The sequence below is a fragment of the Microbispora sp. NPDC049633 genome, assembly GCF_040675265.1.
Classification (GTDB): Bacteria; Actinomycetota; Actinomycetes; order Streptosporangiales; family Streptosporangiaceae; genus Microbispora; species Microbispora maris.
Genome location: NZ_JBFAOO010000027.1, coordinates 13,602 through 28,722, shown reverse-complemented (window position 1 = coordinate 28,722; position 15,121 = coordinate 13,602). Strand labels below are relative to the sequence as shown.

Below are 15,121 nucleotides of genomic sequence, written 5' to 3'. Positions count from 1 at the left end.
AGGCCGTAAAACGCCGGCCGGCGGGCGCGGGGGATGAAAGTTTCACGCCACCTCGTCGAACCGATGCGAACGCGTCACGGTGAGGCGCAGACGGTGGGCCGAGGGCATCCGGGCGTCCGAGAGGTTCGATCCACGTACTTGACGCCGGGACCTTCATTGAATTGACTCCGGATCACCGTCAACCGTCGAATCGATTCGGACGTGCAGCAATGTTAGCGCTAACATAGCTTGGCGAGGCCTGCCGTATCGGTGCCGTCCGATCGTGACTCCTGATCGAGGGAAGAAGGCATGATGCTTTTCGCAAGCCGGAGAAGGGCGCTCGCGGCGGGGGCGAGCGCGTTGATCGCCGCCGTCTGCCTGGTCGGCGGTGGTACGGCCCAGGCCGCGGCGTCGCAGCCGTGTGACATCTACGCCGCAGGTGGGACGCCGTGTGTGGCGGCGCACAGCACGACCCGTGCTCTGTACGGCGCCTACAACGGCCCGCTGTACCAGGTCCGGCGCGCCTCGGACAACACCACCCGCGACATCGGCGTGCTGAGCGCGGGCGGAGTCGTCAACGCCGCCGCCCAGGACTCGTTCTGCGCCGGCACGAACTGCGTCATCACCATCATCTACGACCAGTCCGGCCGCAACAACCGCCTCACCCAGGCGCCTCCCGGGTATTGGAAGGGCCCCGCTCCGGGCGGATGGGACAATCTCGCCGACGCGAAGGCGGCCCCGATCACTGTCGGCGGTCAGAAGGCGTACGGTGTCCGCGTGGAGCCCGGCACCGGCTACCGCAACAACAACACCAACGGCGTCGCGACCGGCGACCAGCCCGAGGGCATCTACGCCGTCGTCGACGGCACGCACTACAACCAGTGGTGCTGCTTCGACTACGGCAACGCGCAGACGGATGGCCAGGCCGACGCCCCCGCCATCATGGAGACCGTCTACTTCGGCGCGAACAAGCAGTGGGGCTACGGGGCCGGAGCCGGCCCCTGGATCATGGCCGACCTGGAGTGGGGACTGTTCTCCGGGGTGAACGCGGGCTACAACAACCTTCCCTCGATCAACCACCGTTTCGTCACCGCCATGGTCAAGGGCGAGCCGAACCACTGGGCGATCCGGGGAGGCAACGCGCAGTCGGGCGGTCTGACGACCTATTTCGACGGACGGCGCCCCAACGGCTACCACCCGATGAAGAAGGAAGGCGCCATCCTGCTCGGCATCGGCGGCGACAACAGCGTCTCCGGCCGCGGCACTTTCTTCGAGGGCGTATTGACCTCGGGCTACCCGTCGGAGGCCACCGAGAACGCCGTACAGGCCAACATCGCCGCCGCCGGCTACGCGCCGGCGGGCGGCGGCGATCCGCAGCAGAGCGTCCAGATCGTGGGCGGCCAGTCCGGCCGGTGCGTCGACGTGCCGAACTCCAGCAGCGCCAACGGCACGCAGGTGCAGCTCTGGGACTGCTGGGGCGGCACCATGCAGCGCTGGACCTACACCTCCGGCAAGCAGTTGCAGGTGTACGGCAACAAGTGCCTGGACGCCTACGGGCAGGGCAACGCCAACGGCACCCAGGTGATCATCTGGGACTGCAACGGCCAGGCCAACCAGCAGTGGAACGTCAACACCAACGGCACCATCACCGGCGTGCAGTCCGGGCTGTGCCTCGACGCCAACGCGGCCGGTACCGCCAACGGCACGAAACTCATCCTGTGGTCCTGCAACGGACAGGCCAACCAGCAGTGGAGCCTGCGGAGCTGATTCTGTGAGACGCCTCGGGCGGAGGTCCGGACACCTTGGGCGGGGCTGCGGCTCCCCGGGACGGGCCTCCGCCCGTAAGGCGCGACATAGTCGCAAGGCGCAACCAGGACCCAGCCCGGCCCGGCTCATCGCGCGGGGAGGCTCCTCAGAGCCAGAAGGTGTCGTGGCGGAGGTAGAACTCCGCCTTCTCCTCTTCGCTCATGGTCGCGAGCGTGAGCAGTCCCTCGAAGTACCCCTCGCGCGGCGCGCCGGGCGCGAAGTGCAGCAGCATCGACGCCGGCTCTCCCGACTCGTTGCGGAACGCGTGTACGCCGCCCTCCGGGACGTGCACGAAGTCGCCGGGACCGGTGTCGATCCAGCGCCGCCCGTCGTAGATCCGGACCGTGCCGGAGAGGATGTAGAACGATTCGGAGATCGACCGGTGGAAGTGCTCCGCCGGTCCGCTCGGCTCCGGTCCCATGTCCCAGCGGTAGAGCCCGAACTGCCCGTTGGTCGTCGCGCCTGTCGCCAGGTAGTGCACCGTGGTGCCGCTCGGGTAGTCCAGCTCGGGCGTCGCGTCCGGGCGCCGGTACGACGCCGTCAGCTCGCCGGTGTCCCCGTGGTAGGACGGCGGCGGATAGGTCAAAGGTCTTCCTCTCCCCGTTCGAGTCGCTCGTCGGGCGGACCGCGTCGTTCGACGGCGACCGGACGAGCGGTGTGTCGCCGACGCGGTGAAGGCTAATCGCCGTCGTCGCCCGGTGCGAGGAGTTCCTCGTACGTCGAAGGCTCCGCAGCCGGAGGTCAGGGCAGGTGCCAGGACGAGCGGCAGCATCAGGCGGGTGAGCACACGCATGGCGGCGCTCACTACCCCCGCGGCGCCGCGCTAGACGGCCTGCCCGCGGGGGAGGGTCATGGGACGGGGACCAGCCGGGACGACCACATGCGGGTCCCCTCCTCGGACCGCACACGGTCGAGGGTGATCGACGGCCGCATCATCGAGATGGCCGCCGGCCGCTGGAGCAGGGTGGTCGCGGCAGCGCTCCAGTCCGCGGTTCCCTCCCGCAGCTCCTGTAGGGTCGCCAGGAAACCGGGAGGGTCGTGGGCCTCCGCGGCGCGGTGGAGGTCGTCGCACTGCCGGTCGACCACCCCGTCGCGCACCGCATGACGCTACGACAGGGGGCCGCTCATCGGCCGGCGAGCGCGGGGGAGAGCGGCTTCTCCGGTGCGGACGAGGGCGACGGCGGCGGCGGTGCGACGGAGGTGCCCGGGGTGACGTGGGTGCCCGGGTTGAGGGCGGGAACGCGGTCGCGGCGGCCGGCGCCGCCCGCGAGACGGCAGGCGAGGCAGTCGCCGTGGCCCGTCATCGGGTCCCTCGTCCGCCAGTTCCACTGCTCCGGAGGCCGCGGGCCGCTGGGCTTGCCCCAGCCCGCGAGGTGCAGCGCCCAGGTGACCAGGCCGCCCAGGACGATCAGGCCGATGCCGAGCCAGACGCCGAGGGACGAGGCGGCGCACATCCCCACCCCCGCCGTCGCGCAGCCGCACAGCACGACGACGCAGCCGGTCCAGCCCGCGACCGTGTGCCCGAGATCGACGTCGTCGTGGATCGCGCTCATGATTCTCCTTGACGGCGAGAAACTTATCTCACGAACTAAACATCTTAGATACTAAGGAGATTGGGGATGGACGGCAAGCCGCGTCCGGAGGCGACGCCCGAGCAGGCCCTGGCCGGCATGGATCAGCTGATCGCGCTCAGCCTGGTCGGGCAGCACGACATCGCCCAGCGGCTCGGGCTGAACGTCACCGACGTCACCTGCCTGGGCTTCATCCTGGCGGCGGGGGACGACCCGATCAGCGCGGGCGCGCTCGCCGAGCAGGCCGGCCTGACCACGGGCGCGGTGACCGGTGTGCTGAACCGCCTCGAACGCGCCGGATACGCGCACCGGCAACCCGACCCCGCCGACCGCCGCCGCGTGCGCGTCGTCGCCGACTGTCCTCACCGCCGAGATCCCGCACGCGGGCGTGGACGACGACGAACGAAGGGACGGCCCGTGACGCGCGTGCTCATCGCCGAGGACCAGACGATGATGCGCGACGCGCTCACCGTGCTGCTCGACCTGGAGGACGACTTCGAGGTCGTCGCGCAGGTCGCGACGGCGGACGAGATCGTGCCCGCCGCGCTGCGGGCCAAGCCCGACGTGGCCCTGCTCGACATCGAGATGCCGGGCGGCAGCGGGCTCGACGCGACCGCGGACCTGCGGGCCGCCCTCCCCGGATGCGTGGTGGTCATCGTCACGACGTTCGGCCGGCCCGGCTACCTGCGCCGGGCCCTGGACGCGGGCGCCCGCGGCTTCGTCGTCAAGGACCGGCCCGTCGGCGAGCTGGCCCAGGCGATCAGGCGGGTGCTGGCCGGCGAGGTCGTGGTGGACCCGGCGCTGGCCACGGCCGCCCTCAGCGCCGGGCCGAACCCGCTGACCCCGCGTGAGCGCGACGTGCTGGCCGCCGCCGCCGACGGCTCCACCGCCGCCGACATCTCCCGGCGCCTCCACCTCTCGGAGAGCACCGTACGCAACCACCTGTCGGCTTGCATCACCAAGACCGGCACCCGCAACCGGATGGAGGCCGTCCGGGTCGCCCGCCACAACGGCTGGCTCTGACCCGCCCTCCAGCCGAGGCCGCGCTGATGCCCCACCAGCTCTCGTGCACTCCTTGACGGAGTGACCATTGCCCCGCCGCCCGTCCTGACGTACGTTGACAGCCCCGGTCACCATGCCGAACCCACGGGGGTGGTCATGAGCACGTCCGGCACGACGGAGCCCGTCAACCTGTTCGACGCGGACTTGGCGCGCGATCCGTTCGAGGGCTTCTCGCGCCTGCGGGAGCAGGCCCCGATGGTGCGCGGCTCCTTCCCCGGCCTGGGCTCCCCCGTCTGGCTCGTCACACGCTACGACGACGTCAAGACCGTGCTGGGCGACCGCCGGTTCGTCAACAACCCGGCCAGCGTGCCGGGGGCGGACGTGGGCAACATCCGCGAGGCGCTCATCGAGGCCCGCGGCATCCCACCCGAGTACGCCGTGTACTTGCTGGACAGCATCCTCGACTCCGACGGCGACGACCACCTCCGGCTGCGCAGGCTGGTCTCGCGCGCCTTCACCGCCCGCCGGGTGGCGGAGCTGCGCCCCCGGGTCGAGGAGATCGCCGAGGATCTCCTCGACCGGCTGCCCGGTCACGCCGTGGACGGCGCCGCCGACCTGATCGAGCATTTCGCCTACCCCCTGCCGATCACCGTCATCTGCGAGCTGGTCGGCATCCCCGAGGAGGACCGCCCGCGGTGGCGGGAATGGGGCAAGGGCCTGGTGTCGCTCGAACCGGGGGCGATGGCCGAGCCCCTGCGGCACATGGTGACCTACATCCACGAGCTCATCGCCCGCCGCCGCGCCGAGCCCGCCGGCGACCTGCTGACCGGCCTGATCCGCGTCCACGACGAGGACGGCGACCGGCTGACCGACACCGAACTGGTCACCATGGTCCTCACGCTCGTCCTCGCCGGGCACGAGACCACCGCCCATCTGATCGGCAACGGCACCGCCGCGCTGCTGACCCACCCGGACCAGCTCGCCGCGCTGCGGGCCGACCCGGGCCTGTTGCCCCCCGCCGTGCACGAACTCATGCGCTGGTGCGGGCCCGTCCAGGTCACCCGGTTCCGCTACGCGGCCGAGGACGTCGAGATCGGCGGCATGACGGTGCGCCGGGGCGAGCCGGTGATGGCGGTGCTGGTGTCGGCCAACTACGACCCCCGGCGGTTCGAGGACCCCGACCGGCTCGACATCGCCCGTGAGCCCGACGGGCACAAGGAGGTCCACGTCGGCTTCGGTCACGGCCTGCACTACTGCTTGGGCGCGGCGCTGGCCCGGCAGGAGGGCGAGGTGGCCCTCGGCGCGCTCCTGCGCCGTTACCCCCGCCTCGAACTGGCCGTCGCGCCCGAGGACCTCGACCGCCAGTTCTTCCCCGTCTCCTGGCGCCTCGCCCACCTTCCCGTACGCCTCGGGACGCCCAATCAGGCAGGATGACGAGGCGTTCGGGGGCGCCGCCACACCGGTGAATCTAAATCAGCCGGCTGATGTCGTCACCGAATTGCGCATCCAGGTGAGCCAACGACCGAGGTGGCCGCGGCCCGATCATCAGCCGAGGTAGACGCGGTCGTGGAACCCGCCACGCTCCGCGCGTTTGGCGTCGGCGAGCCGCTCAATGTCCCGCCAGTCCTGGCCGTGAACCCGTGCCAGGGCGTGGAGGACTTCGAGCACGTCGGCGATCTCTTCGGGCACCTGTGCCGGAGGGGCCTCGCTGAGCTCGGCCGACTCCTCCAGCAGCTTCGCGAGCAACGCCTCACGGAAGGCGACCTCGTCCAGCACGGTCACGACCGGCTCCCGGCCGTCCCGGCGGATGATGTCCGGAATCTTGTCGCGTACGAGCTTCCCCATGCCCTCGCGTCCCCCTCATGTCCTCGTTCGGGTGTCCAGAGGGTAGCGCCGCGGACCGTTCCGCACGCGAATTCCGCTCCGCGAACTCGCGGCACCGTACGCGATGGGTCTGGTCGCACGTATGGAAGCGGCTCCCCAGGCGAAGCCGAAGACAGTGCGCAACCCCACGGACTATCTGGCCGTGGCCGAAGCCGAGGCGGCGGAGTCCCTGCGGCTCGGGTCTCCGACCGAGAAGCTGCTGGCGGCGACACTGAAGTCGATGCCCGAGATGGTCATGCGGAAGTTTCACAACCTGCGGGGCGCAGGGCAGGTGCCGCACCGCTTCTACGAGGTGACCGGGACCTCGCGAGAGCGGATCGTCCGCCTGAGCGAAGACCTGCGCGCCGTCGCCGCGAGCGAGCAGACGGTGAGCCTGCGCGATGAACTGGACGCCCGGTGGAGCATCGTGGAGACGTCCTTCGCGGCCGGTGTCGGCCGCAGTCTCATAGAGGAAGGCGTCAGGTCGACCCGGACACCTTACGAATCATGGACAGGCTGGGGCGCAGATCCGTGGCGGGGGTGACCGAGGCGGTGATCGGTTTCCAGCACGGACGTTGCCTGATCTGCACGGAACCGCTCACACCCGGCACGGACGAGATCGCGGTGGACCACGTCTTCCCCTTCTCGGCCATGCGCCGATACCGCCTGACGATCGACCTCGACGCGATCTGGAACCTCGCTCCCGCCCACGCGGCCTGCAACCTGCGCAAGAGCAGCCGCCCGCCCAACGGCGCCGAGCTGACCGGGCTGGCCCGTCGGAACGAGGCGATCATGGGATCTCCGCACCCGCTGCGCAGGACCCTGGAGCTGACTCTCGGGCCGTACGCGCGCAGAGGCGGCTGGCGCGCCTTCATCCGGGACGTCCACCAGGAGCTGTCCTGACGCGTACGGCCGGTCAGGCGGACGGGCCGGGGAGGCCTTGACCGGCGATCAGGGGTTCGAGGGTCAGGCCCTGGTGTTCGCGCTGGATGGAGCGCATGCGCCACTGGTCGGTGAACACGGCGAGCAGGGCCTGGTCGCGGCTGCGGGCGAGGACCTCCGCGCCGCGCTGGCGCCGGAGCACCTCCGCGGACTCGGCGTCGGTGCGGAGGGCGAGCGTGTACTCCAGCCGGTCGAGGACGATCTCCGCGCCGAACTCGGTGGCCAGGCGGTGCTGCACGACCTCGAACTGCATGGGCCCGACCGCGGCCAGCACGGGAGCCTGGTCGCCGCGCAGGTCGGAGCGGAGCACCTGGATCACGCCCTCGCCGTCGAGCTGGTCGATGCCGCGGCGGAACTGCTTGGCCTTGGCGGTGCTGCGGGATCGGGCGACGGCGAAGTGCTCGGGGGCGAAGCTGGGGATGGGCGGGAACTCCACCGGCTTCCCCTCGTAAAGGGTGTCCCCCGGCCGCAGCGCGGTGGCGTTCACCAGCCCGACGACGTCTCCCGGGTACGCCTCGTCGATGGTGGCCCGTTCCTGGCCGAACACCGACTGGGCGTACTTGGTGGCGAAGGGGCGGCCGGTGGCGGCGTGGGTGAGCACCATGCCGCGCTCGAACCGGCCGGAGCAGACCCGGACGAACGCGATGCGGTCGCGGTGGGCGGGGTCCATGTTGGCCTGCACCTTGAAGACCAGGCCGGAGAACGGCGCGTCCAGCGGCCGGGCCGCGGCCTCGACGTCGAGCCGGGGCGCGGGGGCGGGGGCCAGGTCGACGAGCACGTCCAGCAGCCGCGCCACGCCGAAGTTGGACAGCGCCGCGCCGAACAGCACCGGCGTGGACTCGTGCGCCTCGAACGCCTTCTGGTCGTGCTCGGCGCCGATGGCGGCGAGCAGGTCGGCTTCCTCCCCCGCGCGGGTCCAGTCGTCGCCGAGCTCGGCGGCGGCCTGCTCGGGGGACAGCTCGGTCTCCAGCGCCTTGGTGGCGCCGCCGGGCGTGCGGGTGTAGCGGACGATGCGGTCCTCCAGCCGGTCGACCACGCCGTGGAAGTTCCCCGCGGCGCCGATCGGCCAGGTGACCGGCGTGGGACGCAGGCCGGTGCGCTCCTCGATCTCGTCGAGCAGTTCCAGCGGCTCCTGGCCCGGCCGGTCCCACTTGTTGACGAACGTGATGACCGGGATACGGCGGTGGCGGCAGACCTCGAACAGCTTCATGGTCTGCGGCTCCATGCCCTTGGCCGCGTCGAGCAGCATGACCGCGCAGTCGACCGCGGCCAGCACGCGGTAGGTGTCCTCGGAGAAGTCCGCGTGGCCCGGGGTGTCGACCAGGTTGAACACGTGGTCGCGGTAGTCGAAGCGCAGCGCGGCCGAGGTGATGGAGATGCCGCGGGCCCGCTCCATCTCCATCCAGTCGGACGTCACGCCCCGCCGGCCGGCCTTGCCGTGCACGGCTCCCGCCTGGGTGATCGCCGAGGCGTGCAGGGCGAGCGCCTCGGTCATCGTGGACTTTCCGGCGTCGGGGTGGCTGATCACCGCGAACGTGCGGCGGCGCGCCGCCTCACCCGTGACGGCGCTCATCGCCGGACCCCCGAAGCGTGGATCCCCGAGACGCGGATCCCCGAGACGCGGGTCGTGGTGCGGTCGTGGTGCGTGCAGGCCATCCGGGCTCCCAAACAGCGGTGGACGGTTGAGGTTACCGCGCCGGGCGCCGCGCTCCGGAATCGGCGCCGCCCGGGGCGGTCCCCACCGCGGACGCGGGGAACTACAGGCGCTCGATGATCGTGACGTTGGCCTGGCCGCCGCCCTCGCACATGGTCTGCAGGCCGTACCTGCCGCCGGTGCGCTCCAGCTCGTGCAGCATGGTGGTCATCAGCCGGGCGCCGGTCGCGCCGAGCGGATGGCCGAGCGCGATCGCGCCGCCGTTGGGGTTGACCCGGGCGGGGTCGGCGTCCGTCTCCTTGAGCCAGGCCAGCACCACCGACGCGAACGCCTCGTTGATCTCGACGACGTCCATGTCGCCGATCGACATGCCGGTCTTCTTCAGCGCGTACGCCGTGGCGGGGATCGGCGCGGACAGCATGCGGATGGGGTCCTCGCCACGGGCGGACAGGTGGTGGATCCGGGCCCGGGGCCGCAGGCCGTGCGCCGTGACGGCGGCCTCGGAGGCGATCAGCAGGGCGGCCGCGCCGTCGGAGATCTGCGAGGCGACGGCGGCGGTGAGCCGCCCGCCCTCCTCCAGGGGCTTCAGGCCGGCCATCTTCTCCAGGGTGGTGTCCCGGCGGGGGCCCTCGTCGGCGGTGACGCCCTCGAGCGGGGCGATCTCGCGGGCGAAGCGGCCCTCGTCGGTCGCCCGGACGGCCCGCTGGTGCGACTCGAAGGCGAACGCCTCCATGTCCTCGCGGGAGATGTCCCAGTCCCTGGCGATCATCTCGGCGCCGCGGAACTGCGACACGTCCTGCCTGCCGTAGCGGGCCTGCCAGCCGCGCGAGCCGACGTACGGGCCCTCGGTGAGCCCGAGGGAGCCGGCGGCGCCGCGCGAGGCGAAGGCGATCGGGATCTGGGACATGTTCTGCACGCCGCCGGCGACGACGAGCTCGCTGGTGCCGGACATCACGGCCTGCGCGGCGAAGTGGACGGCCTGCTGGGAGGAGCCGCACTGCCGGTCGACGGTCACGCCCGGCACCTCCTCGGGCAGCCCGGCGGCCAGCCAGCAGGTGCGGGCGATGTCGCCGGCCTGCGGGCCCACCGTGTCCAGGCAGCCGAGGACCACGTCCTCCACCGCGGCCGGATCTACCCCGGAGCGCTTCATGAGCTCGGCGAGCGCGTGCGCGCCGAGGTCGGCGGGGTGGACGCCGGAAAGGCCTCCGTTCCGCCTGCCCACGGGGGTGCGCACCGCCTCGACGATGTATGCCTCCGCCATCGCGGAACTCCTCAGGTCGTCAGGATCCCTTCCAGGACCATCGCTATGTACTGCCTGGCGATCTCTTCGGCCGGCAGCCTGCCGTCACCGCGGTACCAGCTCGCGGCCAGCCACACGGTGTCGCGGATGAAGCGGTAGATGAGGCCCGTGTCGAGGTCGGCACGGAAGACGCCGTCGGTGACCCCGCGGTCCAGCGCCGACAGCCACAGCTCGCGGAAGCGCCGCTGCGACTCCGTCAGATAGGAGAAGCGCGGGCTCGTCGCGAGGTGTTTGGACTCGTTCTGATAGATCACGACGGCCGGACGGTGCCGGTGGATCGTGCGGAACGACTCCACGATCAGCGCCTCGAAGGTCTCCCGTGCGCCGAGACCGGAGCCGGTCACCTTGTCGTACGCCGCCCACAGCTCGGTGAGGAACGCGGAGAGGATCTCGTCGACCATCGACTCCTTGGAGTCGAAGTGGTAGTAGAGGCTGCCGCCGAGCATGTCGGCGGCCTCCGCCACCTCGCGGACCGTCGTGGCCGCGTAGCCCCGGGACGCGAACACCTCGGCCGCGGTGGCCAGCAGCTCGGCCCGCCGCTCGGCGCGGGCGGCGGCGGTGCTCTCTGCGTCTCTGCGTCGTGGGCTCATGGCTGGTCGACCTCTCAGGGATGCTGGCTGGAGACCGAGACGATCTCTCCGGTCATGTAGGAGGAGTAGTCGCTCGCGAGGAAGACGATAACGTTGGCGACCTCCCATGGTTCCGCGTGGCGGCCGAAGGCCTCCTTCCTGGTCAGCTCGGCCAGCAGTTCCTCGGTCGTGACCTTGGCCAGGTGGGGGTGCATGGCCAGCGAGGGCGCGACGGCGTTGACCCGCACGCCGTACGGCGCGGCCTCGATCGCCGCGCACCTGGTCAGCGCCATGACGCCGGCCTTGGCCGCCGCGTAGTGCGCCTGGCCCTCCTGCGCCCGCCAGCCGATCACGGAGGCGTTGTTGACGACGACGCCGCGGCCCCTCGGCTGCATGCGCCTCAGCGCGGCGCGGGTGCAGCGCATGGTGCCGGTCAGCGTGACGTCGAGCACCCGGCCCCACTGCTCGTCGGTCATCTCGACGAGCGTCGCCGTGCCGCCGAGCCCGGCGTTGTTGACGACGACGCCGACCGGGCCGAAGCGCTCCTCCGCCTCGGTGAACAGGCGCTGGACCTGCTCCTCCAAGGTGACGTCACAGGACACCGCGGTCACCGCGTCCGCGCCGAACTCCTCCCGCAGCACGGCCAGGCTCTCGCCGAGCCTGCGCTCGTGGGCGTCGCTCAGGACCACCCGGGCGCCCTCCTCCAGCATGCGCCGGGCGCAGGCGCCCCCGATGCCGGTGCCGGCCGCGGCGGTCACCACGGCCACCCGATCACGCAGCAGACCGTGACCGGTCACGTAGGTCGGCATGCCCCCTACCCCTTCACGGACCCGGAAGGCCCTCTCCTCGCCGTGCGCCTCGTGATTTACTCTACCAAATAGTTGTTAGAAAAGAGCGAGAGTCCCATGACGTGGAGGTTCTCATGACGGAGCGTTCCGAGAAGGGTTCCGAGAAGGGTCCCACGGAGGTCGTCCGCTACGAGCGGCGCGGCCCGGTGGCGGTGGTCACGATGAACCGCCCGCAGTACCGCAACGCGCAGAACTCGGCGATGACGTACGCGCTGGACGAGGCCTTCTACCGGGCCGTGGCCGACGACGAGGTCAAGGTGATCGTCCTGGCCGGGGAGGGCGGGCACTTCTCGGCCGGGCACGACATCGGCACGCCTGGCAGGGACGCCCACGTGTCGTTCGAGCGCAGGGCGAGCCTGTGGTGGGACCACGTCGGCAAGGAGGGCGCCGAGAGCCGCTACGCGCGGGAGTCGGAGGTCTACCTGGGCATGTGCCGGCGGTGGCGGGAGATCCCCAAGCCGACGATCGCCATGGTGCAGGGCGCGTGCATCGCGGGCGGGCTCATGCTCGCCTGGGTCTGCGACCTGATCGTCGCCTCCGACGACGCGTTCTTCGCCGACCCCGTCGTACGGATGGGCATCCCGGGTGTGGAGTACTTCGCCCACCCCTGGGCGATGCCGCCCAGGATCGCCAAGGAGTTCCTGTTCACCGGCGACCGGATGCCCGCCCGGCGGGCGTACGAGGTGGGCATGGTCAACCGGGTCGTGCCGCGCGAGGACCTGGAGACCGAGACCCTCGCGCTGGCCGGGAGGATCGCGGCGATGCCGCGGATGGGCCTGGCGCTGACCAAGAGGGCGGTCAACCAGGCCGAGGACCTGCAGGGGATGCACGCCGGGATGGACTCGGTCTTCGGCCTGCACCACCTCGCCCACGCCCACAACGCCGAGACCTCGGCCGACTCCCTGGCCGGGATGGATCCCAAGAGCATGAAGGCGGCCGCCGATGGATCTTGACTTGTCGTCCGTGGAGCCGTTCCGCGCGGAGGTGCGCTCCTGGCTTCGCGAGCACGTGCCCGCCGCTCCCCTGCCGTCCCTGGAGATCGAGGAGGGCTTCGCCGCCCACCGCGTCTGGGAGCGCGAGCTGCACGAGGCCCGCCTGTCGGTGGTGTCGTGGCCCGAGGACTACGGCGGCCGGAACGCCACCCCGCTGGAGTGGCTCGTCTTCGAGGAGGAGTACTACGCGGCGGGCGCGCCGGGACGGGTCAGCCAGAACGGCATCAACCTGCTCGCGCCCACGCTGTTCCGGCACGGCACGCCCGAGCAGCTCGCCCGCGTCCTGCCGTCGATGGCCTCCGGCGAGGTGATCTGGGCGCAGACGTGGTCGGAGCCGGGGGCGGGCAGCGACCTGGCGTCCCTGCGCGCGACCGCGACCCGGACCGGCGGCGGCTGGCTGCTCAACGGCCAGAAGACGTGGAGCTCGCGGGCCGCCTTCGCCGACTGGGGCTTCGGGCCGTTCCGCTCCGACCCGGAGGCCGAGCGGCACCGGGGGCTGACCTACCTCATGTTCCCGCTCGACGCCGAGGGGATCACCCGCAGGCCGATCGGCCGCATCGACGGCAAGCCGGCCTTCGCCGAGCTGTTCTTCGATGACGTGTTCGTCCCCGATCGCGACGTGATCGGCGAGCCGGGCTCGGGGTGGACGGTCGCGATGAGCACCGCCGACAACGAGCGCGGGCTCACGCTGCGCAGCCCCGGCCGGTTCCTGGCCGCCGCCGACCGCCTCTTGGGGCTGTGGCGCGAGCGCGGCGACCCCGCCGACACCGCGACGCGCGACCGGGTGGCCGAGGCGTGGATCAAGGCACGCGCCTACCGGCTCAAGGGCTTCGAGACGATCTCCCGAACCGAGCACGTGGGCGCGGAGTCGAGCGTCAACAAGATCTTCTGGTCGGAGCTGGACGTGGCGCTGCACGAGACGGCCCTCGACCTGCTCGGCCCGGACGGCGAGCTGGCGGGCGAGTGGCTGGAGGGCTACGTCTTCTCCCTGGCCGGCCCGATCTACGCCGGGACCAACGAGATCCAGCGCAACGTGATCGCCGAGCGCGTGCTCGGCCTGCCGAAGGCGGGAAGCCGATGAGATTCGTCCTCGACGCCGAGCAGCGGCTGTTCGGCGAGACCCTCGGCAAACTGCTCGCCGGGGCGGCCGTGCCGGGCGTGGTGCGCGACTGGGCGGCCGGACGGCGCGAGCGCGGCCTCGCGCTGTGGCGCACCCTGGCCGAGACCGGGGTGTTCGCGATCGCCGTGCCCCGGTCTGCGGGAGGGGCCGGGCCGCTGCCGGTCGAGCTGGTGACCGCGTTCCACGAGCTCGGCAGGCACGGCGTGCCCGGGCCGTACGCCGAGACCGTGGCCGCCGCCGTGCTGCTCGACCGGCTGCTCGACCGGCTGGGCGACGAGGCGCTCGCGGGCCGGTGGCTGCCCGCGATCGCCGAGGGCGCGGCCCTCGTCACGCTCGCGCTGCCCCCGGCGGCGCCGTACGCGCCGGACGCCGACGCCGCCGACCTGGCGCTGCTGGTGGACGGCGGGCGGCTGTGCGCCGCCGTCCCCGGTGAGATGCGCGCGTCCCTCGACCCCGCCCGGCGGCTGTTCCCCGTCGCACCGGGCGAGGTGCTCGCCGAGGGAGCGCGCGTCGCGGCCGCCGCGGCCGAGGCGTACGACATGGGCGTGCTGGTGTGCGCCGCGCAGCTGGTCGGCACGGGACGCCGCCTGCTGGAGGTGTCGGTGGACCACGCGAAGGTCCGGCGGCAGTTCGGCCGGCCGATCGGCGAGTTCCAGGCGGTCAAGCACCACCTGGCCGACGCCCTGGTCGGGCTGGAGTACGCCCGGCCGCTGGTGCACGGGGCCGCCCTGGCGTACGGGACGCCGGACTTCGCCCGGGACGTGTCGGCGGCCAAGGCCGCGGCGTCCGAGGCGGCGTACGCGGCGGCGAAGATCGCCCTGCAGGTGCACGGCGCGATCGGCTACACGGACGAGTACGACCCCAGCCTGCTGATCCGCAGGGCGCGCGCCCTGCACACGGCGTGGGGCTCGCCGTCGGACCATCGGGCCCGCGTCATGGCGGCGCTGACGCGCGGGTGACGTTCCCGCGCCCCGGTGGTCCCGCCGTGGACGGGTACGCCTACGCGGGGCCGTACCGCTCGAACTCCCAGGGGTCGTGGGCGGAGAAGACCTCGACCTCGCCCGCGTGGTCGCGGACGAGCGCGCGCAGCCGGTCGCGGTTGCGCAGCCGCAGCTCCGCGTCGACCTGGGAGCCGGTCTGCACGATGTCGAGCATCGGGTGCGGTTCCGGCTCCCCCGCCCGCAGCTCGCCGTGGTAGAAGTACGCGTCGCCCGCGTGCAGCAGCCAGCGTCCGCCGTCACGGACGGCCACCGCCGCGTGCCCGGCGGTGTGGCCGCCGAGCGGCACCAGCAGGAACTCCGGCGGCAGCCCGTCCGGCTGCCGCACCCCGCCGAAGCCGAACCACTCCTCGCCCGCACCGGACTCGTACGTCGTCCAGCGGGGCCGGTGGGCCCAGTGCGCCGGCCGGTAGCGCCTGCTGGGGCCTCGGCCACGGCGGCGGCCAGTTCCTCTTCCAGGACGTGCACCCGGGCGTC

At 72.0% G+C, this 15,121-nt stretch carries 17 protein-coding genes and 1 pseudogene; 9 read left to right on the top strand and 9 right to left on the bottom strand.

The annotated features are described in order from the left end of the window. The first annotated feature begins 288 nt into the window (after window positions 1-288). Window positions 289-1,746, top strand: a complete 1,458-nt coding sequence (locus tag AB0J39_RS10070) for an arabinofuranosidase catalytic domain-containing protein (protein ID WP_363463053.1) — start codon at window positions 289-291, stop codon at window positions 1,744-1,746. 145 nt (window positions 1,747-1,891) lie between these two features. Here AB0J39_RS10070 and AB0J39_RS10065 read toward each other — a convergent pair whose 3' ends face one another. From AB0J39_RS10065 to AB0J39_RS10055, 3 genes are all read right to left on the bottom strand, one after another. Continuing rightward, complete coding sequence (locus tag AB0J39_RS10065) at window positions 1,892-2,371, bottom strand: cupin domain-containing protein (RefSeq protein ID WP_363463052.1); 480 nt, start codon at window positions 2,369-2,371, stop codon at window positions 1,892-1,894. A gap of 263 nt (window positions 2,372-2,634) precedes the next feature. Then, entirely contained in the window at window positions 2,635-2,883 is a 249-nt protein-coding gene (locus tag AB0J39_RS10060) for a hypothetical protein (protein WP_363463051.1), read from the bottom strand. A 26-nt stretch (window positions 2,884-2,909) separates the two neighbouring features. Beyond that, the gene (locus tag AB0J39_RS10055) at window positions 2,910-3,338 is read right to left on the bottom strand and encodes an HGxxPAAW family protein (RefSeq protein WP_363463050.1); all 429 of its coding nucleotides are present in this window, start codon (window positions 3,336-3,338) and stop codon (window positions 2,910-2,912) included. Window positions 3,339-3,404: 66 nt separating this feature from the next. Here AB0J39_RS10055 and AB0J39_RS10050 point away from each other — a divergent pair. The 3 genes and pseudogenes from AB0J39_RS10050 to AB0J39_RS10040 all read left to right on the top strand — a co-directional run. Further along, window positions 3,405-3,686: pseudogene (locus AB0J39_RS10050) on the top strand (MarR family transcriptional regulator); the annotation flags it as partial. Window positions 3,687-3,773: 87 nt separating this feature from the next. Continuing rightward, entirely contained in the window at window positions 3,774-4,379 is a 606-nt protein-coding gene (locus AB0J39_RS10045) for a response regulator transcription factor (RefSeq protein WP_363463079.1), read from the top strand. Window positions 4,380-4,514: 135 nt separating this feature from the next. Then, window positions 4,515-5,792 (top strand): cytochrome P450, encoded by a 1,278-nt coding sequence (locus AB0J39_RS10040; RefSeq protein WP_363463049.1) that lies wholly within the window; start codon window positions 4,515-4,517, stop codon window positions 5,790-5,792. 111 nt (window positions 5,793-5,903) lie between these two features. On the opposite strand, the gene AB0J39_RS10035 is transcribed toward AB0J39_RS10040, so the two are convergent. After that, window positions 5,904-6,203 (bottom strand): nucleoside triphosphate pyrophosphohydrolase, encoded by a 300-nt coding sequence (locus AB0J39_RS10035; protein ID WP_363463048.1) that lies wholly within the window; start codon window positions 6,201-6,203, stop codon window positions 5,904-5,906. Window positions 6,204-6,306: 103 nt separating this feature from the next. Here AB0J39_RS10035 and AB0J39_RS10030 point away from each other — a divergent pair, with 103 nt between their 5' ends. Next, window positions 6,307-6,765 (top strand): hypothetical protein, encoded by a 459-nt coding sequence (locus AB0J39_RS10030; protein WP_363463047.1) that lies wholly within the window; start codon window positions 6,307-6,309, stop codon window positions 6,763-6,765. Next, window positions 6,729-7,124 carry a hypothetical protein gene (locus tag AB0J39_RS10025; RefSeq protein ID WP_363463046.1) on the top strand — a complete coding sequence of 132 codons (396 nt, stop codon included), beginning with the start codon at window positions 6,729-6,731 and terminating at the stop codon, window positions 7,122-7,124. The genes AB0J39_RS10030 and AB0J39_RS10025 overlap by 37 nt, the downstream gene beginning before the upstream one ends. Window positions 7,125-7,137: 13 nt before the next feature. On the opposite strand, the gene AB0J39_RS10020 is transcribed toward AB0J39_RS10025, so the two are convergent. The 4 genes from AB0J39_RS10020 to AB0J39_RS10005 form a co-directional block, all read right to left on the bottom strand. Then, window positions 7,138-8,736: a peptide chain release factor 3 gene (locus AB0J39_RS10020; protein ID WP_363463045.1), complete on the bottom strand. Its 1,599-nt coding sequence runs from the start codon at window positions 8,734-8,736 to the stop codon at window positions 7,138-7,140. Between the two features lie 184 nt (window positions 8,737-8,920). Next, window positions 8,921-10,078 carry an acetyl-CoA C-acetyltransferase gene (locus AB0J39_RS10015; RefSeq protein WP_363463044.1) on the bottom strand — a complete coding sequence of 386 codons (1,158 nt, stop codon included), beginning with the start codon at window positions 10,076-10,078 and terminating at the stop codon, window positions 8,921-8,923. Between the two features lie 11 nt (window positions 10,079-10,089). After that, window positions 10,090-10,707: a TetR/AcrR family transcriptional regulator gene (locus AB0J39_RS10010; RefSeq protein WP_363463043.1), complete on the bottom strand. Its 618-nt coding sequence runs from the start codon at window positions 10,705-10,707 to the stop codon at window positions 10,090-10,092. Window positions 10,708-10,721: 14 nt separating this feature from the next. Then, window positions 10,722-11,495, bottom strand: a complete 774-nt coding sequence (locus tag AB0J39_RS10005) for an SDR family oxidoreductase (protein WP_363463042.1) — start codon at window positions 11,493-11,495, stop codon at window positions 10,722-10,724. 113 nt (window positions 11,496-11,608) lie between these two features. Between AB0J39_RS10005 and AB0J39_RS10000 the strand changes: the two genes are divergently transcribed. Genes AB0J39_RS10000 through AB0J39_RS09990 form a run of 3 tightly spaced genes read left to right on the top strand, consistent with a single transcriptional unit; the run spans window position 11,609 to window position 14,605 of the window. Continuing rightward, on the top strand, window positions 11,609-12,487 hold the full coding sequence (locus AB0J39_RS10000; protein WP_363463041.1) for an enoyl-CoA hydratase: 879 nt from the start codon (window positions 11,609-11,611) through the stop codon (window positions 12,485-12,487). Further along, on the top strand, window positions 12,477-13,607 hold the full coding sequence (locus tag AB0J39_RS09995; protein ID WP_363463040.1) for an acyl-CoA dehydrogenase family protein: 1,131 nt from the start codon (window positions 12,477-12,479) through the stop codon (window positions 13,605-13,607). The genes AB0J39_RS10000 and AB0J39_RS09995 overlap by 11 nt, the downstream gene beginning before the upstream one ends. Beyond that, a complete protein-coding gene (locus AB0J39_RS09990) occupies window positions 13,604-14,605 on the top strand; it encodes an acyl-CoA dehydrogenase family protein (protein ID WP_363463039.1) in 1,002 nt (333 codons plus the stop codon). The genes AB0J39_RS09995 and AB0J39_RS09990 overlap by 4 nt, the downstream gene beginning before the upstream one ends. Before the next feature lie 40 nt (window positions 14,606-14,645). Here the strand turns inward: AB0J39_RS09990 and AB0J39_RS09985 are convergent, their stop codons facing one another. Further along, window positions 14,646-14,972: a hypothetical protein gene (locus tag AB0J39_RS09985; RefSeq protein ID WP_363463038.1), complete on the bottom strand. Its 327-nt coding sequence runs from the start codon at window positions 14,970-14,972 to the stop codon at window positions 14,646-14,648. Window positions 14,973-15,121: the final 149 nt, after the last annotated feature.